Source organism: Streptomyces coffeae, assembly GCF_016741875.1.
Classification (GTDB): Bacteria; Actinomycetota; Actinomycetes; order Streptomycetales; family Streptomycetaceae; genus Streptomyces; species Streptomyces coffeae.
Map to the genome: position 1 here is coordinate 416507 of NZ_JAERRF010000003.1, position 19400 is coordinate 435906.

Consider the following 19400-nt stretch of genomic DNA (forward strand, 5'->3'; position numbering starts at 1 on the left):
TAGATTCATCGCTATGACATCAACGACGACGGCGACAACAGCAGCGACCACGGCGACCGGAACCCGCCCCGCGCGGGTCGACTTCGCCAAGGCGGCGCCCAAGGCGTTCAAAGCCCTCATCGGTCTGGACGCCGCCGCGCGGGAGGGCCTGGACCCGGCCCTGGTGGAGCTGGTGCAGATCCGTTCCTCACAGCTGAACCACTGCGCCTACTGCCTCCATATGCACACCACCGACGCCCACAAGGCGGGCGAGGCACTTGAGCGGATCAACCTGGTGGGGGTCTGGGAGGAGGCGGGCGAGGCCGGCTTCTACACCGAGAAGGAGCAGGCCGCCCTCGCGCTCACCGAGGCGGTCACCCTGCTGCCGGGCGGTGTCCCGGACGAGGTCTACGAGCGGGCCGCCCGCCACTTCGGGGAGGCCGAGCTCGCCCAGCTCATCGCGCTGATCTTCACCATCAACGCCTGGAACCGGATCGCGGTGACCACCCACAAGGTGCCCGGCAAGGGCTGACGGCAGCAAAACGGGGGAGCGGCGGTGCCGCTCCCCCGCCGGCTTCGCGATACGGCGTCGCGGAGCCGTGAGGTCAGCCGGTGAGGCGGGCCATCCACGTCTCGACGTCATCGGCCCGGCGCGGCAGCGCGGCCGACAGATTGCGGTTGCCGTCCTCCGTCACCAGGATGTCGTCCTCGATCCGGATGCCGATGCCGCGGTACTCCTCGGGCACGGTCAGGTCGTCGGCCTGGAAGTACAGACCCGGCTCGACCGTGAGGCACATCCCGGGCTCCAGGGTGCCGTCGACATAGGTCTCGGTGCGGGCCACGGCGCAGTCGTGCACGTCCATGCCGAGCATGTGGCCGGTGCCGTGGAGGGTCCAGCGGCGCTGGAGACCCAGCTCGAGCACCCGCTCGACCGGGCCCTCGACCAGGCCCCATTCGACCAGCTTGGTGGCCAGCACACGCTGGGCGGCGTCGTGGAAGTCGCGGTACTTGGCGCCCGGCTTGACCGCGGCGATGCCCGCTTCCTGCGCCTCGTACACCGCGTCGTAGATCGTGCGCTGGAGCGGGCTGAAGGTGCCGTTGATGGGCAGGGTGCGGGTGACATCGGCGGTGTAGAGGGTGTGGGTCTCCACGCCCGCGTCCAGCAGCAGCAGATCGCCGGAGCGGACCTGGCCGTCGTTGCGCACCCAGTGGAGGGTGGTGGCGTGCGGCCCGGCGGCGCAGATGGAGCCGTAGCCGACATCGTTGCCCTCCACCCGGGCCCTGAGGAAGAACGTTCCCTCGATGTAGCGCTCGGACGTGGCCTCGGCCTTGTCCAGCACCTTGACGACGTCCTCGAAGCCGCGGACCGTCGAGTCCACGGCCGCCTGGAGCTGGCCGATCTCGAACTCGTCCTTGATCAGCCGCTGCTCGCTGAGGAAGACGCGCAGTTCCTCGTCGCGCTCACCGGTGACCTTGTCGGTCAGCGCGGCCTCGAGACCGGCGTCATGGCCGCGCACGATACGGACCGGGCCGGTGGCGGCCTTCAGCTCGTCGGCGACCGTGCGCACGTCCTTCACCGGCACGCCGAACAGCCGCTCGGCCTCGGTGAGGCTGTTGCGCCGGCCGACCCACAGCTCACCCTGGCCGTCCAGCCAGAACTCGCCGTTCTCCCTGTCGGAGCGGGGCAGCAGATACAGCGTCGCGGTGTGGCCCTCGCCGCCCGCGTCCGGCTCCAGGACCAGGACGCCGTCCTCGGTCTGGTCGCCGGTGAGGTAGGTGTACTCGGTGGCGGCGCGGAACCGGAACTCCGTGTCATTGGACCGGGTGCGGAGGTTGCCCGCGGGGATGACCAGGCGCTCGCCGGGGAAGCGCGCGGAGAGCGCGGCCCGGCGGCGGGCGGTGTGCGGAGCCTGCTCGACGGGCGCCAGGTCGTGCTGCTCGGTGTCCGCCCATCCGGACTTCATGTTCGCGGCGAGCTCATCGGAGACGCCCGGGTAAAGGCCGTTCTTCCGCTGCTTGATGGGCTGCTCCTCGGCCTCCGGGGTCTCCAGGGCTTCAGGAGTGTGCTCCTCGGTCACGACATCCTCCTCGAACTGGACCTCTCCCATGGTAGGTGGGGGGACCCGACGGACGGGAGGGCGGAGAACGCCACGTCGCGCCGGTGCCACCGACGTCACCCGGCACGCGTTCGGGGGTTTCGGCGGCCCGGTCGCGGCGGAGGGCCCCGTCGCGGCGGACGGCTCAGCCGAAGCGGGGCGCGGTCGCAGCGGCTCAGTCGAAGCGGGCGGCGAGCAGGACCAGGTCCTCCGTACCGTCCCCGGCGTCCACACCCCCGGGCAGCATCGCGCGCAGCACATGGTCCAGCAGCGTCTCCGGGTCGCCGCGGACCGCCTTGGGCGCGCTCGCGGCGGCTGCCTGGAGCCGGGCGAAGGCGCGGTCCATGGGCTCTCCGGTGCGGTGCAGCAGCCCGTCGCTGTAGAAGAGGAGCGTTTCTCCACAGGCGGGTTCCAGCTCCACACTCGGAGCCTCCCAGCAGGAGAGCATCCCCAGCGGCGCGGACAGCGTGGTCTCCACGAACTCGGTGCGCCGCTCACCGGTGATCAGCGGTGGGCAGTGTCCGGCCCCGGCCAGCACCACCCGGCGCGGCCCGGGCTCGCAGTACGCGAACAGGGCGGTCGCGGAGCGGGCGGGTTCGGTGAGGCGCAGCAGCAGTTCGAGATCGGAGAGGACGGCGACCGGATCCTCGCCCTCCATCACCGCGTACGCGCGCAGGGAGGCTCGCAGCCGCCCCATCGCGACCACGGCGCTCGGCCCGGTGCCGGTCACCCCGCCGACCGAGAGCCCGAGCGCGCCGTCGGGCAGCGGCAGCGCGTCGTACCAGTCCCCGCCGCCGTACGGGCCGGGGTGGTGGCGGACGGCGAGCCGGACGCCGGGGACCCGGGGCAGCCGGGTGGGCAGCAGCTCCTCCTGGACGGTCGCCACGGCGGCGCGGGCCCGGCCGAGCTCGAGGAGGCGGACGAGATGGGCGGCGGCGTAACGGCAGTACAAGCCCACCAGATGACGCTGCCGCTCTCCGGGTTCGGCGGGTTCGTCGTAGAGCCAGGCGGCGGCGCCGAGCCGTCCGGCGGGGCGGGCGGCGCCCACGGCGGCCGCGATCCCCGGTACGCCCTCGGCGGCGCGGGCCAGGCGGTGACGGACGGGACCGGACGCGCTCATCACGGGGTCGCCCGGAGCGCCCGGGTCCGCGGTGGCGACCGCACTGGTGACCGTGCCCGCGTCGGGTGCGGGGGAGGGCATCACCCTGCCCGGCGGCGTGACGGCGCCGGGGTCTTCGGGGCCGGGGAAGGCGTCCAGTGGTACGGCGTAGCTGGCGGCGAAGCCGAGGCGGGCCGCCACTTCACGGTGGCGGGGGTCGAGATCGGCCTCGCCCGCGATGTCGGGATGGGTGACATCGGCGTGCCGCTCACCGTCCGGCTCGGGGAGCCCGTCGAGCAGATGGCCGGCGGAGGCGGAACCGCGCGGGATCGTCTCGATCTGGCCGAGGTCGGCGTGGCCGAGACCGAGGCCGACGGTGGTCACCGGGCCGAGCCCGTCGGCCGGTTCGAGCGCCACCAGCCCGCGCTGGGCACCCACCAGGGCGGCACCCGCGCGCAGCAGCTCGTGCAGCGCGTCGTCGAGCGTGTCGGTGCGGGCCAGCCGCTCGGTCAGCTCATGGAGGGTGGTGAGGTCCGACACCCAGCCGGCGAGGCGGTCCTGAACACCCGGACCGGGGTCCGGAGCGGCGGGAGGCGGCGCAATGGGGTCGGCAGTTTGCGTGGGCGCCGGGAGGGAAGAATCGATTCCAGCCACTTTCGGCAGGCGGGGGGAGTTCATGGCCCGCTGCTTTCGCCCGCCGCGTCCGGCTTGCTCAATAGCATCGCAAACCCCCTGTCGTGCTGCGCCGCTACTGTGCCGCTACTGTCTCCAGATGTACACGCACCGAAGAGGCGATGTCCAGCATTGTCCGGGTGGTCTTGTTGGTGTCTGGGGGGAATTGAACTTGGCTGAAAAAAAGTCGTTAGGCTGTCAATTTGGGGTCGACTGACGTCAATCGACAGCGCGTCGTCTCCACCGCGGCGGGTACACATCGGGAAGGGGCGGGGGGCAGTTCGTTTCGCCCCGGAACCCCGCGGCCGGTCCAAGCGTCATAGACGACAACGGCCGCGCCCATCCCCGAGTGGCGAGGAAACGCACCACCAGGACGGCAAGCGCCATGCGCGCGCCACCCCTCGCCACGTTCCACGCTCGGCCTGCGGCGTGATGCGCTGCCTTGTACGCGCAGTGACTTGTGATCCACGTGCTGTGACGGGCCGAACGATGCCGTACAGCGCCACGTAGTGCCATGTAGTGCGAAGTGCGACGGATACAGCCCTCGGCGTTAACGGAAAGGAACGAGCGCTCATGCGCGAGATCCTCGGAAGGCGACGCAAGTTCTCGCTGCGGCGTGGCGCACGCTCGCCGCTGCTCCGCGCGGCGCTCACCTGCGCCACCGAGTGGCAGTGGCCCGTCCTGCCGGGCATCGGCCTCCAGCCCGGTGGCGGACGGTCACGGGTGTGCGGCTGTCCCGACCCGGACTGCGTGGTGCCGGGCGGCCACCCGTTCGACCCCGTGCTCCTCGCCGCCACCACCGACCCGCGCATGGTGCGCTGGTGGTGGACCAACCGCCCCACCGCTCCCCTGCTGCTGGCCACCGGGGGGCGCGGCCCCTGCGCGGTGAGCCTGCCCGCTGTCGCCGGGGCGCGGGCGCTGGCCGACTTCGACCGGGCGGGGGTACGGCTCGGCCCGGTGGTCGCCACACCCACCCGCTGGTCGCTGCTGGTGGCTCCGTACTCCCTCGAAGAGCTCGGCGAACTGCTGAACGGCCAGGACTGGGTGCCCAGCTCGCTGCGGTTCCACGGCGAGGGCGGCTATCTGGTGCTGCCGCCGTCCCAGGTCGGCGCGGGGCGGGTGCGCTGGGAGCGCGCGCCGCTGCGGCGCGGCGGGCGGCCCTGGCTGCCGGAGGTGTCCGCTGTGGTGGACGCCCTGGTGGAGGCGAGTAGCAGCGCGCCCGACGGGGGCAGCCGACTGGCCTACTGAGGCCGGGCCGTCGGCGGTACGGCTGCCCTGTCGGCGGACGTTCGCTGATGCAGCTGTGCGCATCCCTGCGCAACCGCACATTCACAGAAGGACAAACGCGGTGGGGCGGCTGCCCCACCGCGTCGCCGTTGTGTCAGTGCCCTCGTGTGTCGTGGTGTCCTTGTGCGCCCGAGGGGCGTGGACGGGGGCTCCGTGGGCCCTGGAGGCCGACTGCGCCGCGAGGGGCAACTCCCCTGGCGCCATAGCGTGTTGATCGCCCGTCGGGACCGCACCGGCCGACCGGGGTCCGCGCCGCCATGCGTCATGTCCGCCGTCGGTCTGCCGTCGCGTCCGGCTCCGGACATGGAAGCGCCCGGTCGCTGGCGACGGGGGATGCACCAGCGACCGGGCTTTTAGAACCGTAACAAGAGATCGGCCGTTAGCAAATTCGATCGCGGATTTCCGGACGCGTACTTCCAGGCCGTAACGGTGAGTTGTGAGCAGGGTCACGTGTGCCGGACGGGGGTGTCACCGCCCGGCCGTGACGGTCAGCTCAGCGTCACCTGACGGTTGGTGAGACCACCGCGGGCACGCCGCTGCTCGGGTGTCAGCGGGGTGTCGGAGGCGAGTGCCTCACCGAGCCGCTCGGCCAGTTCCTGGGCGGGCTTCTCGGTGTCCTCGGCGCGCATCCCGGTGGGCAGGTCCCACACCGGGACGGTGAGTCCGTGGGCCCGGAACGAGCCCACCAGCCGGGTGTTCTCGCCGAGCGAGGAGGCGCCGGCGGCGTGCAGCCGGGCGAGTGCGTCCAGCAGCTTCTCCTCCGAGTGCGACATCACCCAGCGCAGGTGGTTCTTCTCCGGGGTCCGGCACCAGTAGGCGGCGTCCACACCGGAGAGCCGGGCGGTCGGGATGGCGGCCGCATTGGCTCGTTCCAGGGACGCGGCGACCTCCCCGCTCGCGTTCGCGGCGTCCTCGACCCAGAACTCGAAACCCTCGTGCAGGGTCGGCGTGAAAGTGCCCTTCGGGTCGAGCAGATCCTGAAGCCGCGGACCGTCGCCGGGCGCCCGCTCGGCGGAGACCGGAGTGCCGGGTTCGGCGGTCAGCGCGCGGCGCAGGGTGTCGGCGAGGTCGCGGCTGATGTCGCCGGAAGGGGTGTCGTTCTGGAGGCCGATCAGCACCGCGCCGCTGTCGCGGCGCAGCGCCGGCCAGGCCATGGGCAGCACGGTCGCGAGGGTGACCGACGGTACGCCCTCGGGCAGCCCCTCGGCCAGGCTCAGTTCGACGGTGGCGGCGGGCACCAGCTCGCGCAGGGCCACCCAGTCGCATTCGCCGGGGAGTCCTTCGAAGGGGCGCTGCACCAGTTCGGTGACGGCGTGGGCGGCTTCCCTGCCGTGACAGGCTTTGTAACGACGGCCCGAGCCACAGGGGCAGGGCTCGCGCGCGCCCACCACGGGGATGTCGCCCGTCGTGGCCCGGGGGGCTGCGGCCTTCGTCTGGGGGCGGCGCTTCTTGGCCATGGCGTGGCTGTCTCCCGATCGTGCGGCAGGGCTTGCTCGTACGGGCGCGAGCCTAGCCCTTTGGCCGAACCTCGTCGGCGCGATGGGCCGCGTCGGTTACGCGAGCTCGTCCAGATCGGCGAAGCCCAGCTCGCGGTCGAAATCGGGATCGATGTCCATGTCGGCTTGCGGCGCCCCCGGGGCGGCCGGCCGCGGAACGAGGTCCGCCCGTGGAGCGACGTCCGCGTCGGTGGCCCGCTCGAGATCGGCCCGCTCGATCTCCGGCGCGATGTCCGGAGCGATGTCCGGAGCGAGCTCGGGGCCGAGGCCGTTCGCCGGCCCCGCGGTCAGCTGCGGGTCCAGGTCGGCCCGGAGCGTGACCCGTTTCATAAAACCGTCGTCAACCGGAAGAAGCGCCCATACCGTGACTTCGCCGACGCCGTCCCGGACGCCCCAGTCGTCGGCCAGCGATCGGATGATGTTGAGACCACGGCCACCGCGCGCGGTGATGGAGGGTTTGGCCGGAAGAGGTCTTGTGGGTCCGCCGCCATCCGTGACTTCGACGGTCAGCCGCTCGTCCTCGTCCACGCTCCAGGCCGCCCGGACCGTGTCGTCACCATGGTCGGAACGCCATGGGCGGCCATGACGCCATGCGTTGCTGAGCAATTCCGAAAGGATCAATACAGCGTCGTCTATGACCGATTCCGATACCCCAGTCCTGCCCAAATCGCCACGCATCCATTGTCTTGCCGCGCGGACACCCGCAGGACCATGGGGTACGGCCATGGTCGACGACGTCGGCACCTGCCGTGCCACCACCAACGCCACCCCCGAGACCTCCTTAGCCCCACGCCACGGGATGGATGCCCCAATGGGCTGGAGCGGAAACAGGCCAAGTGGCATCGTGTGACGCACTCGTCACGATCGAATGCGTACCGAACGCGCCGGTGCACGCCGTGTCATGCCCACTATGTACGGCCGAGTTGAGACAGAACCTGTTTGGGGCGATTGGTAATCACCGCATCGACCCCGAGCTCGACGCACAGGTTCACATCCTCCGGCTGATCGACGGTCCAGACGTGCACTCGGTGCCCCATGCGCTGCAAGCGCTCCACGTAGCCCGGGTGGTTCCGCACGATCCGGATGCTCGGCCCCGCGATCCGCACCCCCGGCGGCAGTTGCCCGTCCCGGTGGCGCGGCAGCATGAACTGCATCAGGAAGACGGTGGGCAGGGTGGGGGCCGCGGCCCGTACCCGGTGCAGCGAACGCGCCGAGAAGCTCATCACCCGCACGGGCGAGGGCCCCTCGGGCGGCGGTGCGTCCAGGCCGTACCGGCGCAGCAGGGTGAGCAGCCGCTCCTCGACCTGGCCGGCCCATCGGGTGGGATGTTTGGTTTCGATCGCCAGTTCGATCGGGCGCTCGGCGTCCCGGACCAGCGCCAGCAGCCGGTCCAGGGTGAGCACCGAGGTGGAGTCGCGGTGGTCTCGGTCCGGCGCCTCCTTGTCGGTGGCCTGGCCCTTCCAGGAGCCGAAGTCCAGCGCGGCGAGATCGGAGAGCTCGAGCGCGGAGACCGCGCCCCGGCCGTTGGAGGTGCGGTTGACGCGGCGGTCGTGCACGCAGACCAGATGGCCGTCGGCGGTCAGCCGGACATCGCATTCCAGGGCGTCGGCGCCGTCCTCGATCGCTCGGCGGTACGCGGCCAGGGTGTGCTCCGGTGCGTCCTCGGAGGATCCGCGGTGGGCGACGACGGACACGGTGTGCGGACCGGGGCGGATGTCCCGGGCAGGGCGCGCATAGGTCACCGCGTTATGGTGCCACCGCCCGGTGTGAGCCGGTGGACGTGGCCCCGTCGATCCTTGTCCGGAATGGCGGCAGGGCGATTTGTCCGGGATAAAGGGTGGTAGTCCACCGGGCCACCGCTCCTTACGGCCGTCTGACGCGCCGTGGGAAAAGCTGACGACGGTAATGCGTAAGCGTGGGCCGTCATGAAAGAACTGTCGTGCACCTGAGGAGACAGCTGTGAGCACCGAGAACGAGGGCGCTGCCGTACCGCCTGCGGCCGGACCGCACCCGGCTCCTCCGGCGCCGCAACAGAACCCCGCGGTGCCTCCCGCGCCGGACTTCGAGCCCACCGCGGGCGCGGCTCCGGCCCCCCAGGACGCACCGATAGCCGCGCCCCCGGCCCAGCCGCCGGCCGCGTCCGCCTCCGGCGGTACGGGTTCCGGCGGTGCCGGCGAGGGCACCGAGCCCGGTGGCGGGGCTCCCCACACTCCGGGTTCCGGCCCGGGCGGCGACACCACCGCGGGGCAGTCCGCCTCGTGGTGGACCGCCGGCGGCGGACAGCCGCAGGGCGGCTCGGGCGGCGGACCGGGCGGGCCGTGGGGGACCGCTCCGGTACCGCCGTCCGGGGCACCCGAGCGCAAGCCCCGCGGTCTGATCGCCGCCGCGCTGGCCGCCGTGCTGGTCGCGGGCGGTATCGGCGGGGGCATCGGCTATCTGGCCGCCGACCACGACGACAGCGACACCACCACCGTCTCCGCCTTCGGCAATCCGAAGTCCGCGAGCCGCGCGCCGGGCTCGGTGTCGAACATCGCGGGCAAGACCCTGCCCAGCGTGGTCACCATCGAGGCCAAGGGCAGCAACGGCGAGGGCGGCACCGGCACCGGCTTCGTCTACGACAAGCAGGGCCACATCCTCACCAACAACCACGTAGTCGCCTCCGCCGCCGAGCAGGGCAAGCTCACCGCCACCTTCTCCAACGGCAAGCGGTACGCCGCCCAGGTCATCGGCCGCGCCGAGGGCTACGACGTCGCCGTGCTCAAGCTGAAGAACGCCTCGGGCGCCAAGCTGAACCCGCTGCCCCTCGGCAACTCCGACAAGGTCGCCGTGGGCGACGCCACCGTCGCCATCGGCGCCCCCTTCGGCCTCTCCGGCACCGTCACCACCGGCATCGTGAGCGCCAAGAACCGTCCGGTCGCCTCCAGCGACGGCGGCGGAGGCAACGCCTCCTACATGTCGGCCCTCCAGACGGACGCCTCCATCAACCCGGGCAACTCCGGCGGCCCCCTGCTGAACGCCAACGGCGGCGTCATCGGCATCAACTCCGCCATCCAGTCGGCCGGTAGCGGCAATGGCCTCGGCGAGTCGCAGCAGTCCGGCAGTATCGGCCTCGGCTTCGCCATCCCGATCAACCAGGCGAAGAACGTTGCCCAGCAGCTGATCAAAACCGGTCAGCCGGTCTACCCAGTGATCGAGGCCACGGTGAACATGAAGGACACCGGCGCGGGCGCCACCATCGCCTCCAACGGCGCCAGCGGCACCCCCGCCATCGTCCCCGGCGGCCCGGCCGACAAGGCGGGCCTCAAGTCCGGCGACGTGATCACCAAACTCGACGACATGGTGATCGACAGCGGCCCCACCCTGATCAGCGAGATCTGGACGCACCAGCCCGGCGACAAGGTCACCCTCACCTATAAGCGGGACGGCAAGCAGTCCACGGTCGATGTCACCCTGGGGAAGCGCAAGGGTGACAGTTGACGCGCTAGGCTGATCCCCACGTCACCCTGAGGGCGACGTGGGGAGGCTTGCCCGAGCGGCCTAAGGGAACGGTCTTGAAAACCGTCGTGGCAGCGATGTCACCGAGGGTTCAAATCCCTCAGCCTCCGCCGAGGTCAGCGAACTAGCTGGTCAGAAGGGGTGCCCCTGGTTCGGGGGCACCCCTTCCGCATGTCCGCCGTCTCACCCTGTGCCGCTCGAATCCCACCGTTGACCAGTGCGTGTGGACCAGGCGTGGACCAGATCTCTGGTAACGCGGCCGATCATCGAGACGGGTGCGGCAATCCGCCCGTTCCGCCACCTTGGTCAGGACGCAGGGCCCACAACGCTCGGGCGGGAAGCGGGAGACCGGCCTATTCAAGGTTCGTCCAAGGTTTTGGTCAATGCCCGTTCGCCACTGTTGGGGCAGTCCTACTTCGGACGCAGTTCTCACAGAGGAGGGTCCCCATGAAGGCAAACATGTTGCGCAAGGCGGCCGTTGCGACCGCCGGCCTTGCCTTATCCGGCACGTTGATGGGCGTGGGAACGGCAGCCGCCGCGCCCGCTGGCACTGCATCGGTCATGGCCTCATGTATCACTGACCGCAACTGGGGTGGAAACATCCAAGGCCAGTACGGTTGCACTCACTACGACCTTCCCAACGGTGAGGCTCAGGTCTTCGGCATAGGCTCGGACGGCGCGATCTGGACACGATGGTCACGGACGAACGGAACCCTCAGTTCCTGGACCTCGCTAGGTGGTCAGGGCCGGAGCTCTGTCGGCGCAACGGGCTTCGGTTGGGCCATCACCCTGAGCGTGCGCGGGACAGACGGCAACTGGTGGTACAACAACCGTGGCGGAACCTCCAGTGGTGGCTGGAGCGGTTGGCACCGCTGACCAGCGCGAGACAGTGCCGACATGAGACAGCGCATGTGTGGCGACCGGCTGGAGTACGGCTACGACGGCTGCCAGGCCCGTTGCGTCGGTTCTCAGTAACCCAAGACGGGGCTACGCGGGCCGGTCAAGCTTCTGACCGGCCCGCGTACTCGCACGCGCTCAAGGCACGCCCTTGATCAGGCACTTCAGGAGCAGGGAGTCAGGATGATGGGGCCCTCCCGGGCTGTTGGCGCGCCCCGCGGATCGCGGCGTACCCGCCGACCAGGGCACCTCCCAGCGCACCTGGCAACCCCATGATCGCGGCTAAAACGGCCGCCCACCCCTGGTGGAATGGTCCTGGCCGCTACGAAGGATCTTGGCGTAGAAGCGGAACAGGACGGCGAGCTGTGCCCCGCCCACCGGGCGACCTCCACTGGATCAACTCCCAAGTCGACGTAGACCCCAAGTCCGTTGAGAGATGGGCAAATCCGGGGCGTACGCCGCGCAGGGAGCGACCCGCCCTCGCGGTGAGCCCTGAACTTGGCGCGCTCTACGACCAGCGGGCGGACATCCCGGTGTCCGCGTTCGTGGACATGCTGTCCGAGGCCCGCGAGCAGATCGATGTCTTGGTGTATGCCGCTGTCTTCTTGCACGAGTGATGAGGACGACGTCACGCCATCTGCCGTGGTGGCGGCCACCCGGCCGAGGACGTGCCCGCTATGGTCGAGAGCGACATATCGATGGTCGGGCAGTTTGGCAGCGTCGAAATCATCCCAGCCGGGCGCAGTGGTTTCGAAGGTCGCGTTGCCCTCGTCGATGCCGAGTTGGTAGATGGCCAGACCTCGTCGGTGTGGTCGGCCGTCAGGCTGGTGATCCGGATCGTTTTGGTGCGAAGGGTCACCCGCGGTCTCCCGGGATGAGTTCGCTGATCAGGTTCTCGACGCGGGCTCGGATCTCGTCGCGGATCGGCCGGACGGCCGCGACGCCCTGACCGGCCGGGTCCTCGAGCTTCCAGTCCAGGTAGGTCTTGCCGGGGAAGTACGGGCAGGCGTCGCCGCAGCCCATGGTGATGACGACGTCCGAGGCTTGCACGGCTGCGACGGTCAGCATCTTCGGGATCTCTGCCGCAATGTCGATGCCGACTTCCGCCATCGCTTCCACGACGGCGGGGTTGACGAGCTCGGCGGGTGCCGAACCCGCGGAGCGGACTTCGACGCGGTCGCCCGCGAGGTGGGTGAGGAACGCAGCCGCCATCTGGGAGCGGCCCGCGTTGTGGACGCAGACGAACAGCACGGACCGTGTTGTGGGTTCAGACACGGGTGGAGCCTTCCTGGGCGGGCGCGGGCTCGGCGGCCACGGGGAACGCCAGCGTGGTGGAGCGGGGATAGTCCAGGCCCACGGCCTTGCCCAGGGCCATGGGCCCGGCCCGCATCACGGCGAAGTACACCAGCAGCGGCACCGCGATCCTGGCTACGTCCATGGGCTGCGAGGTGATCGCCTCACCTTGGAGCGCGAACAGCACGACGATGGTGAACAGCAGCCCGTACAGGGCGAACGGGCCGACCCGCGGAATCAGCTTCGTCTCGTACCACGCCCGCCCCTTGGCGTTCTCGCCCAGGCGCCGGGTGAGGAACCCCGCCACCAGCGGGATACCAAGGAAGATCAGCACGCTGCGGGCGATCTCCCACACGCTGACATCGAGACCGGTCTGTTCCAGGCCGAGCCAACCGGGCAGCGGGTCGAGGTAGAACCAGCCGAGCGCGGAGAAGGCGATCACCTGGAAGACGGAGTTCAGGGCGACGAGGACGGCGGCGGCTTCCCGGTCGCCGCAGGCCAGGTCGTCCCAGATGATGACCATCGCGATACAGCGGGCCAGACCGACGATGATCAGGCCGGTGCGGTACTCCGGCAGGTCCGGCAGGAGGAGCCAGGCCAGCGCGAACATGATCGCCGGACCGAGGACCCAGTTCAGCACGAGTGAGGGGACCAGCAGGCGGCGGTCCCGGGTGACCGTGTCGAGGCGGTCGTAGCGGACCTTGGCCAGGACCGGGTACATCATCACCAGCAGGCCGAGCGCGATCGGCAGGAGACGCCGGTGACCGTCACCTTCGCCAGGGCGGCACCGAGGCCGGGAACGAGTCGGCCCAGGCCGAGGCCGGCGGCCATGGCCAGCAGGATCCACACGGCAAGGAAGCGGTCCACGAACGACAGGCGGGCGGCGACCGGAGCAGGGTAGGAATCGGCGGTCACGAGGCGTGAGCCGCTGTCGTGGTGCGCTCGGGCAGCGGCTGACCAGCGGGGCGGGTGAGAATCCCCGCGAGCCGGTCGGTCATCTCCGCAGCAGCCAGTAGTAGACCCACGTGCCACGGCGCTCGCAGTCGATCAGCCCAGCCTGCCGCAGCAGCTTCAGGTGATGGGAGATCGTCGGCTGAGAGAGGTCGAAGGCGGGGGTCAGATCGCACACGCAGACCTCGCCCCCGGCCCGGGAGGCGATCATCGACAGCAGCCGGAGCCGGATCGGGTCGCCCAACGCCTTGAACACCTTCGCCAGCTCGACGGACTGCGCTTCGTCCAGCGGAGCGGTCAGCAGTCCGGGGCAGCAGCCGTCAACGCCGTCCTGGCCGAGCACCACAAGGTCTTGTTTCGACATTCTTCTATGTTGACGTTCTTCGATCCAAGATGCAAGCTTGAATCGAAGGACATCGATACAGCCCGATGGGAGACCGCCATGTCCCGCGTACAGCTCGCCCTGAATGTCCCCGACCTTGATGCCTCGGTGGCGTTCTACTCCAAGCTCTTCGGCGTCGAGCCCGCCAAGCGCCGCCCCGGATACGCCAACTTCGCGATCACCGAGCCGCCGCTGAAGCTGGTGTTGATCGAAGGCGAGGCAGGCCAGGACACACGGCTCGATCACCTCGGTGTGGAGGTCACCTCCACCGACCAGGTCAATGCCGCCACCGACCGCCTCAAGGACGCCGGACTCGCCACCTTCGAGGAGAACGACACCTCGTGCTGCTACGCCCTCCAGGACAAGGTGTGGGTCCACGGCCCCGGCAAGGAGCCCTGGGAGGTCTATGTGGTGAAGGCCGACGCGGACAACCTGGGCAAGGGTGCAACCGCCGACGCCACCGACACCTGCTGCACGAGCCGGACCGGCCCGGAGGAGTCCACGGCCGCCGCAGGCTGCGGGTGCGGAGTCTGAGCCGCTGGCTCGACGCTGTGGATCGCTGGTGGACCACCAACGTCGTTACGGGGTAGGCAGAGGGGCCGTTTGCACCGGTGGGAGCTGTAGCCATCGTCCTGGCCGCGACCCTTTTGGAAACCGTCGTGGCAGCGATGTCACCGAGGGCCCACATGCCTCAGCCTCCGCCGAGGCCGGCGACCCTCCCCCGGCCTTTGCTGCCGATGGATCGACACGTATGCGCGCCCGAGCACAAATTGACGCTGTATCAGGTCATCTTTTGCCTACTACCGTGATCGTTGGCGGTCACGTCCCGGGCTTCTGAGGGGGAAATTTCGCGTGCCAACGATCAGCGTCATCACATCCGTGTACAACGGCGGCCATCACTACATCGACGAGACCTACCAATCTCTGCGCGAGCAGAAACTGCCCGGTGACTGGGAATGGCAATGGTGTGTTCAAGAAGACGGGCACACCGGGATCGCCGCCGCCGTCCTCCCCGAGGATCCCCGGATTTCCATCGAATCCGGACTGCCCGCGCGCGTCGCGGTGGCGCGAACGCATGCGCTTACCCGTGCGACCGGCGAGTTGATCCGGACTCTGGACGCCGACGACGTGCTGTTGCCAGGAGCCCTCGAACGTGACATCGAGACGTTGGAGCGAGTTCCGTGGTGCGTATCCGCATGTCTTGACCTCCTCCAGGACGGCAGTACCTCACCGGGACCGCGCGACCCTCTGGGCGGCCCGGTGGAGCCCGGCCGGTTTTATGAGGAAGTGGTGGAAAACCGTCTGTCCGTGCAGACGACCACATTTGCCGCTCACCGTTCTCTGGTGCTCGCACTCGGGGGCTGGCATGCGCTGACCGGAGCTGAAGGGGTGGCTCTCCTTCTCGCCGCGGAGGTCGTCGCACCTGGTGAGTTCATCGCCGAACCGAGCCTCCTCTACCGGAAGCACCCTGATCAGACCACCGCGACAGGCCGTTACTGGAATCCGGAAGAAGCGGCTACCCGAAGAGAAGCGGGAATACAGCGGGCACGTGCGATGCGGGCGGCGGGTTGGACATGGTCATGAGATGTGCTCCGATTCTGCTGAGCGCTGACGAAGCCGGATCCGTGAGCGACAACGCCAAACCGTAGGTGATCACGTAAGGGTCGGGGAGTTGAAATGGGCGGGGAGGTGTGGGCTTCGGTTCTGTCGCTTACGGGTGTGTTGCTCGGGGGCGGGCTGACGGCGTTCGCCCAGCACGCCACTCAGCGGTCCGCGGAGCGAGCCGAGGAAGCCCGCCAGGTCGTGGCCACCGCGGAGAGCCGCCGGGCGGAACAGCTCGAGGCCCTGAAGGAGTTCATCGCGAAGGCGCAGATGGCCGAACGGGCGGCTTACAGCCGTCCTGAGGAGTGGGGCGACGACGAGGACTGGACGACGCAGGCGGGGGCCGCCATGACCGCGCTGTGGACCGCGTCGGGGAATGTGATGCTGCTGTGCGACGAGGCGTTGCACGAGCCGGTCCGGGTCTATGGGCATGCGCTCAATCAGGCGGTGTGGCGGAACATCGGTGACACCGAGGTGAACGAGCATCTCGAAGCGGGGAAGTCCGCGTTCATGGCGGCGGCGCGCAGCACGCTGGGTTCCCACTGAGGACGGAATCCCTGTAACTGCGCATGGGGTGCCCCTGATGGAGAGGCACCCTGTGTGCGCGGCAGATTCCGGAGGTCAGGGGATGTAGACGCTCTGGCCGAACTCGAAGATGCCGCTCTCACCCGGCGGGACCGGGGCGATCGGCGCTCCCTGGCAGTCGGGGCCGGAGAAGACCAGGGCCACCTCGTCGGTGCGGTTGTCGACACTCAGCGGGTAGTGATCGGTGTTGTAGCAGCCGCTGGGGTTGTTGTGCGGCGTGCCGCTGACGATCAGGGTGCCCTGGGCGGCGGCAGCTGTTCCGGCTGACGAGAGGGCGAGACCCAGCGCACCGATCACCGCTGCCGCCACGATTCCCATCCGACGCATCATGTACCTCCTGTTGCATTTCGCGAAGACGCCAACCGCCTTCCGCCCCATGGGTATCTGCGGGCACTCGACTCCCACTCACAAGGAGGCTGAGGGGGAATCGGGGTCCGATCGCCCCTTCCCCCATGCGGCTCGGAGGGACGCCGTTCCCGGCAGTGCCGGAATTCCGGATTTCGATCGTCCGCTCGCGGCCCACCAGCTCTCCGAGGGAATGCGAGGCGGGGTTGAACGGGGAGCGAGAGACATACGAGTCCCCGTTGCTGTCCTGTGACGCGTTGGGCGCGACGGGGCAGTGGGCTCCGCGCACCACGTCGCCGCCCGGCCTGGCGTCCACAGGACGGCGCCAAGCTGGGCGGCGATCTGGCCGAAAACCTATGGTGTGGGTCGTTGATGCAGGTCAGGGCCATGGGATCGGCCGACTGGCGGGCAGTTGGGATGCGGGACACGGAGAAGTGGGCTTTTAGTTGTAGCTAAAGGTGGGAACCTGTGGCTGAGGGACGAGCGAGATTCGTCGACAGGGTGCGGCTGGGAGTGATGTGCATGCCGTGGAAGGGCAAGGGACCGAAGGGGGAGGCCGCGGAGCTCGCCGGGGCCCAGCTGGCCCGTCAAGCCACCGTGGAAGTGGCGGGGTTGCTGGGCAAGCGGGATATGAGCAGAGCGGATCTGGCCAGGCTCATGGACGTCAGTCCGGGGCGGGTGAGCCAAATACTGTCCGGAGATGAGAATCTGACCCTGAGAAGCCTGGCCGCGGTGGCCGAAGCGCTTGAACTGGACGTCAAGATCAGCTTCGTTGAGCCCAAGGACGACGGCGGCCGTCGCGCGCTTAGCCGCGGCGACGACTCCTTCGTCTGTGCCCCGTGAATCCATGAACGGCCGTGCGGGGCGCGCGGATCAGGGGTGCGACGCGCCCGCTGCCGCCAGTGGCTCTTCGGTCAGCGCCTGGTCCCGCAGCCGTTCGAGGTCGCGGTCCGCGCTCCGCTTGCCCGTCCGATAGCCGAACTCCAGCATCTTCACACAGGCTTCCTTGGCCATGGCCAGCGCCTGACGGCGGTCCTCCGCCTCCTCCCGGGTGGCGCTGTGCAGTTCGACGGGGAAGTCCTGGAGCTCACGCTGCCGACAGCTCGCCTCGATGTCCGCCTCGACCTTGGCGGCGTCGTCCAGGTACTGATCCACCTCCTCGTACAAGGTGTTGATCGCCGTCCGCTCCTTGGTCACCGGAGTGGAGCCGCGCAGGTACCCACGGGAGTCGAAGGCGAACATCCGCAGCTGGGCGACCGTTCCGAAGTCCCGGACCAGCCGGTGGCAGTGGCAGTACATGTCATGGGCGAGCCGCCGCTCCAGCCGGTCCAGAAGCACCGCGATGCCCAGGGTGATCACCGCGACGAAGGGCGGTGTGGACTGCTGGTTCTGCTGCTGACGTACGCGCGGGGCGAGCGCCCCGCCCGCGGCGGCCGCGGCCACGGCGGGCGGCACATCGGCCGCGTGGGGCAGCAGCAGCGTGATGGTGATCAGCGCCGCCGCGCAGGTGCATCCGGTGATCGCGACGCACAGCGCCGTGGACCGCGCGGTGCCCAGCAGCCTGCCCTTGTCGGCGAAACGGTGGATCAGTGAGATCCAGGTGACCAGCGCGCAGGCGGCGAGGGGTAACGCGATCCGCGCGAACCACTCCTGTGCATAGAGCTCGTGCAATGCTCCCCCTGCTCGCGCCTCGCTGCCGGTGCGCCGGAGGCGAGCGGCCGGTCACGGGGAGAGCGGGAGCCCCATCACTGTCCGCCCGGAGGGCGGAAGGACCGGCGAGTGGTGTGCGGTGCGTGCACGGAGCGCCTCGTCGCGTGGTCACGATAGTGCCCCTCGATCGCGTAATGCACGGCTCACATTCCGTTTACCACGGGATCGCGCCGCCCTGGGCCGTGCCGGGGAGCCCCCCGCGCCGCCCTTCACGCGCGTCAAGGGGTGGTGGCCAGACGGCCGGCGGCTGGAGGTGGCGGGCCGCGCTGCGGGCGGCGGAGGCGACCGTGGCCCGGGCCTCGCGGCAGGTCAGCCCGATGTCGACGGCGGCCTGGACCAGGTCGGGTGCGAGCTGTGCACCAGCGCCCGTCTCGTAGGCGCGACAGGCCGCCCAGAACAGCCGGTCGTTGCGCTGGCCCTCGCGGGACTCGCGGACGAACCGTACGAGGGCGGTGAGCGCGGCGGGAGGCCGCTCGGACGGGCGGCGCCCGGACGATGCGCGCAGCCGGGCGGGAGACGGCGGCCGCAGCAGCCGCAGCAGCGCGGGCGGGACGGGGGCGGGGGTCCAGACGGGGGAGCCGGGGGCGAGGCGGTAGCTGCCGTGTGCGGCGGCCGAACCGGGGCCGACGAGATAGCCGCCCGATCCGCGGATGTCGATACCGGGGGCGAGGCGGCCCGCGGAGTTGGCGACGGTGAGGCCGGGCGGGCCGCTCAGCCACAGGTGACGGCCGCCGCCCGGGGTGAGCACGGTGACGGTGCGGGGGACGGTGAAGCCGTGCTCGCGGGCGAGCCGTGCGAGAGCGGCGGGGCCGTCGGTGCCGTTCCGACCGGTGACGTCCCCGGGGCCCCGCGGGTTCTGTGGTGCCGTCGGGCCGTTCGGCCGGACGTCGAGGTCGACGCCGATGAGGTGGTGCGGGGCGCATCCGCACGCGATGCCGTACGCGGTGGCCCAGGGGGCGGCGGCGAACAGCGCGCGGACCGTCTCCGGGTCCGCGGAGGCGTCATGGATGCCGTGGCCCAGCCGGCCGCAAGCGCCGCGGCAGGGCGGGGATTCGGGGTCGCGGTGGTGTGGGGAGCGCACGGCGGGCAGCTTCGCGCGGGTCAGCGGGATCACACGGAAGCCGCGCGCCGAGGCGGCGAGGGCGTGGGCGAGTGCGATGGTCGCCATGACCCCCATTTTCGGACAAGTGTTCGGCAATGGGAAGGGGGTCGGGGAACGCGGTAAGGATGGCCGAAAGTGTGCGGAACCGGTGCTCCGCCGCTCCCGCGCGGTGCGGTGGATGGTGGAGCGGGTGGCGCATGGGCGCGCTCCCAAGGAGTGGAGGCGCTCGGCACGTTTAACTCTCATTCCTCATGCTTGCGTGGTAATTGCGGTGTCCAGTGCGCTTGTTCCGGGATGCGGTGGGGCAATTCTGCTTCCGCGATGGTTCCCGAGCGTCGGAGGAAGCGAGATGGCGGAGATCCGCACCATCCCCACCGGGTGGAGGTCCGGGGTCGTGCCCCGGTCGCAC

Annotated in this window: 18 protein-coding genes, 1 tRNA gene and 3 pseudogenes; 11 read left to right on the forward strand and 11 right to left on the reverse strand. The window is 70.0% G+C overall.

Translation table 11 applies throughout. The annotated features are described in order from the left end of the window. Window positions 1–13 precede the first annotated feature (13 nt). Window positions 14–511, forward strand: coding sequence for a carboxymuconolactone decarboxylase family protein (locus tag JK363_RS06575; protein WP_201872380.1), 498 nt, complete (start codon window positions 14–16; stop codon window positions 509–511). 73 nt (window positions 512–584) lie between these two features. Here JK363_RS06575 and JK363_RS06580 read toward each other — a convergent pair whose 3' ends face one another. Together JK363_RS06580 and JK363_RS06585 are read right to left on the reverse strand one after the other, a co-directional pair. Further along, complete coding sequence (locus JK363_RS06580; RefSeq protein ID WP_201872381.1) at window positions 585–2087, reverse strand: aminopeptidase P family protein; 1503 nt, start codon at window positions 2085–2087, stop codon at window positions 585–587. Window positions 2088–2250: 163 nt separating this feature from the next. After that, on the reverse strand, window positions 2251–3828 hold the full coding sequence (locus JK363_RS06585) for a PP2C family protein-serine/threonine phosphatase (protein WP_201872601.1): 1578 nt from the start codon (window positions 3826–3828) through the stop codon (window positions 2251–2253). Window positions 3829–4419: 591 nt separating this feature from the next. Here JK363_RS06585 and JK363_RS06590 point away from each other — a divergent pair. Further along, a complete protein-coding gene (locus JK363_RS06590) occupies window positions 4420–5094 on the forward strand; it encodes a bifunctional DNA primase/polymerase (protein WP_201872383.1) in 675 nt (224 codons plus the stop codon). Between the two features lie 527 nt (window positions 5095–5621). Here the strand turns inward: JK363_RS06590 and JK363_RS06595 are convergent. From JK363_RS06595 to JK363_RS06605, 3 genes are all read right to left on the reverse strand, one after another. Further along, complete coding sequence (locus JK363_RS06595) at window positions 5622–6590, reverse strand: DUF5926 family protein (RefSeq protein WP_201872384.1); 969 nt, start codon at window positions 6588–6590, stop codon at window positions 5622–5624. 96 nt (window positions 6591–6686) lie between these two features. Next, window positions 6687–7397, reverse strand: coding sequence for an ATP-binding protein (locus JK363_RS44590; RefSeq protein ID WP_372444719.1), 711 nt, complete (start codon window positions 7395–7397; stop codon window positions 6687–6689). Between the two features lie 140 nt (window positions 7398–7537). Further along, window positions 7538–8371, reverse strand: coding sequence for a glycerophosphodiester phosphodiesterase (locus JK363_RS06605; RefSeq protein ID WP_201872386.1), 834 nt, complete (start codon window positions 8369–8371; stop codon window positions 7538–7540). 217 nt (window positions 8372–8588) lie between these two features. Here JK363_RS06605 and JK363_RS06610 point away from each other — a divergent pair, with 217 nt between their 5' ends. The 5 genes and pseudogenes from JK363_RS06610 to JK363_RS44595 all read left to right on the forward strand — a co-directional run bounded on the left by JK363_RS06610 (window position 8589) and on the right by JK363_RS44595 (window position 11899). Further along, complete coding sequence (locus JK363_RS06610) at window positions 8589–10106, forward strand: S1C family serine protease (RefSeq protein WP_201872388.1); 1518 nt, start codon at window positions 8589–8591, stop codon at window positions 10104–10106. Window positions 10107–10147: 41 nt separating this feature from the next. Then, window positions 10148–10234 (forward strand) — tRNA-Ser (locus JK363_RS06615). A 337-nt stretch (window positions 10235–10571) separates the two neighbouring features. Continuing rightward, the gene (locus JK363_RS06620) at window positions 10572–11000 is read left to right on the forward strand and encodes a hypothetical protein (protein ID WP_201872390.1); all 429 of its coding nucleotides are present in this window, start codon (window positions 10572–10574) and stop codon (window positions 10998–11000) included. Window positions 11001–11386: 386 nt separating this feature from the next. After that, window positions 11387–11635: pseudogene (locus tag JK363_RS06625) on the forward strand (hypothetical protein); the annotation flags it as partial. A gap of 63 nt (window positions 11636–11698) precedes the next feature. Continuing rightward, window positions 11699–11899, forward strand: coding sequence for a hypothetical protein (locus JK363_RS44595; RefSeq protein ID WP_201872392.1), 201 nt, complete (start codon window positions 11699–11701; stop codon window positions 11897–11899). Here the strand turns inward: JK363_RS44595 and JK363_RS06635 are convergent. The 3 genes and pseudogenes from JK363_RS06635 to JK363_RS06645 form a co-directional block, all read right to left on the reverse strand. Next, window positions 11877–12296 carry an arsenate reductase ArsC gene (locus JK363_RS06635; RefSeq protein WP_201872394.1) on the reverse strand — a complete coding sequence of 140 codons (420 nt, stop codon included), beginning with the start codon at window positions 12294–12296 and terminating at the stop codon, window positions 11877–11879. The two genes, JK363_RS44595 and JK363_RS06635, sit on opposite strands and share 23 nt — an antisense overlap. Window positions 12297–12330: 34 nt before the next feature. Next, window positions 12331–13145, reverse strand: a pseudogene (gene arsB / locus JK363_RS06640) (ACR3 family arsenite efflux transporter); the annotation flags it as partial. Window positions 13146–13225: 80 nt separating this feature from the next. Next, window positions 13226–13629: pseudogene (locus JK363_RS06645) on the reverse strand (ArsR/SmtB family transcription factor). 78 nt (window positions 13630–13707) lie between these two features. On the opposite strand from JK363_RS06645, the gene JK363_RS06650 reads away from it, so the two are divergent. The 3 genes from JK363_RS06650 to JK363_RS06660 all read left to right on the forward strand — a co-directional run bounded on the left by JK363_RS06650 (window position 13708) and on the right by JK363_RS06660 (window position 15795). Then, on the forward strand, window positions 13708–14181 hold the full coding sequence (locus tag JK363_RS06650) for an ArsI/CadI family heavy metal resistance metalloenzyme (protein WP_201872402.1): 474 nt from the start codon (window positions 13708–13710) through the stop codon (window positions 14179–14181). A gap of 318 nt (window positions 14182–14499) precedes the next feature. Then, the gene (locus JK363_RS06655; RefSeq protein WP_201872404.1) at window positions 14500–15231 is read left to right on the forward strand and encodes a glycosyltransferase family 2 protein; all 732 of its coding nucleotides are present in this window, start codon (window positions 14500–14502) and stop codon (window positions 15229–15231) included. A gap of 93 nt (window positions 15232–15324) precedes the next feature. Next, on the forward strand, window positions 15325–15795 hold the full coding sequence (locus JK363_RS06660; protein ID WP_201872406.1) for a hypothetical protein: 471 nt from the start codon (window positions 15325–15327) through the stop codon (window positions 15793–15795). A gap of 75 nt (window positions 15796–15870) precedes the next feature. Here JK363_RS06660 and JK363_RS06665 read toward each other — a convergent pair whose 3' ends face one another. Beyond that, entirely contained in the window at window positions 15871–16152 is a 282-nt protein-coding gene (locus tag JK363_RS06665) for a hypothetical protein (protein ID WP_201872408.1), read from the reverse strand. A 495-nt stretch (window positions 16153–16647) separates the two neighbouring features. On the opposite strand from JK363_RS06665, the gene JK363_RS06670 reads away from it, so the two are divergent. Further along, window positions 16648–17022, forward strand: coding sequence for a helix-turn-helix domain-containing protein (locus JK363_RS06670; protein WP_307821635.1), 375 nt, complete (start codon window positions 16648–16650; stop codon window positions 17020–17022). 30 nt (window positions 17023–17052) lie between these two features. Here JK363_RS06670 and JK363_RS06675 read toward each other — a convergent pair whose 3' ends face one another. Further along, entirely contained in the window at window positions 17053–17850 is a 798-nt protein-coding gene (locus JK363_RS06675) for a hypothetical protein (protein WP_201872410.1), read from the reverse strand. 193 nt (window positions 17851–18043) lie between these two features. Continuing rightward, on the reverse strand, window positions 18044–19066 hold the full coding sequence (locus JK363_RS06680) for a bifunctional DNA primase/polymerase (RefSeq protein WP_201872411.1): 1023 nt from the start codon (window positions 19064–19066) through the stop codon (window positions 18044–18046). Between the last annotated feature and the right edge of the window lie 334 nt (window positions 19067–19400).

Coding starts and splice junctions, on each gene's coding strand:
- JK363_RS06575 (WP_201872380.1), top strand. CDS start 14: ATGACATCAACGACGACGGCGACAACAGCAGCGACCACGGCGACCGGA.
- JK363_RS06580 (WP_201872381.1), bottom strand. CDS start 2,087: ATGGGAGAGGTCCAGTTCGAGGAGGATGTCGTGACCGAGGAGCACACT.
- JK363_RS06590 (WP_201872383.1), top strand. CDS start 4,420: ATGCGCGAGATCCTCGGAAGGCGACGCAAGTTCTCGCTGCGGCGTGGC.
- JK363_RS06595 (WP_201872384.1), bottom strand. CDS start 6,590: ATGGCCAAGAAGCGCCGCCCCCAGACGAAGGCCGCAGCCCCCCGGGCC.
- JK363_RS06620 (WP_201872390.1), top strand. CDS start 10,572: ATGAAGGCAAACATGTTGCGCAAGGCGGCCGTTGCGACCGCCGGCCTT.
- JK363_RS44595 (WP_201872392.1), top strand. CDS start 11,699: ATGGTCGAGAGCGACATATCGATGGTCGGGCAGTTTGGCAGCGTCGAA.
- JK363_RS06650 (WP_201872402.1), top strand. CDS start 13,708: ATGTCCCGCGTACAGCTCGCCCTGAATGTCCCCGACCTTGATGCCTCG.
- JK363_RS06660 (WP_201872406.1), top strand. CDS start 15,325: ATGGGCGGGGAGGTGTGGGCTTCGGTTCTGTCGCTTACGGGTGTGTTG.
- JK363_RS06665 (WP_201872408.1), bottom strand. CDS start 16,152: ATGGGAATCGTGGCGGCAGCGGTGATCGGTGCGCTGGGTCTCGCCCTC.
- JK363_RS06680 (WP_201872411.1), bottom strand. CDS start 19,066: ATGGGGGTCATGGCGACCATCGCACTCGCCCACGCCCTCGCCGCCTCG.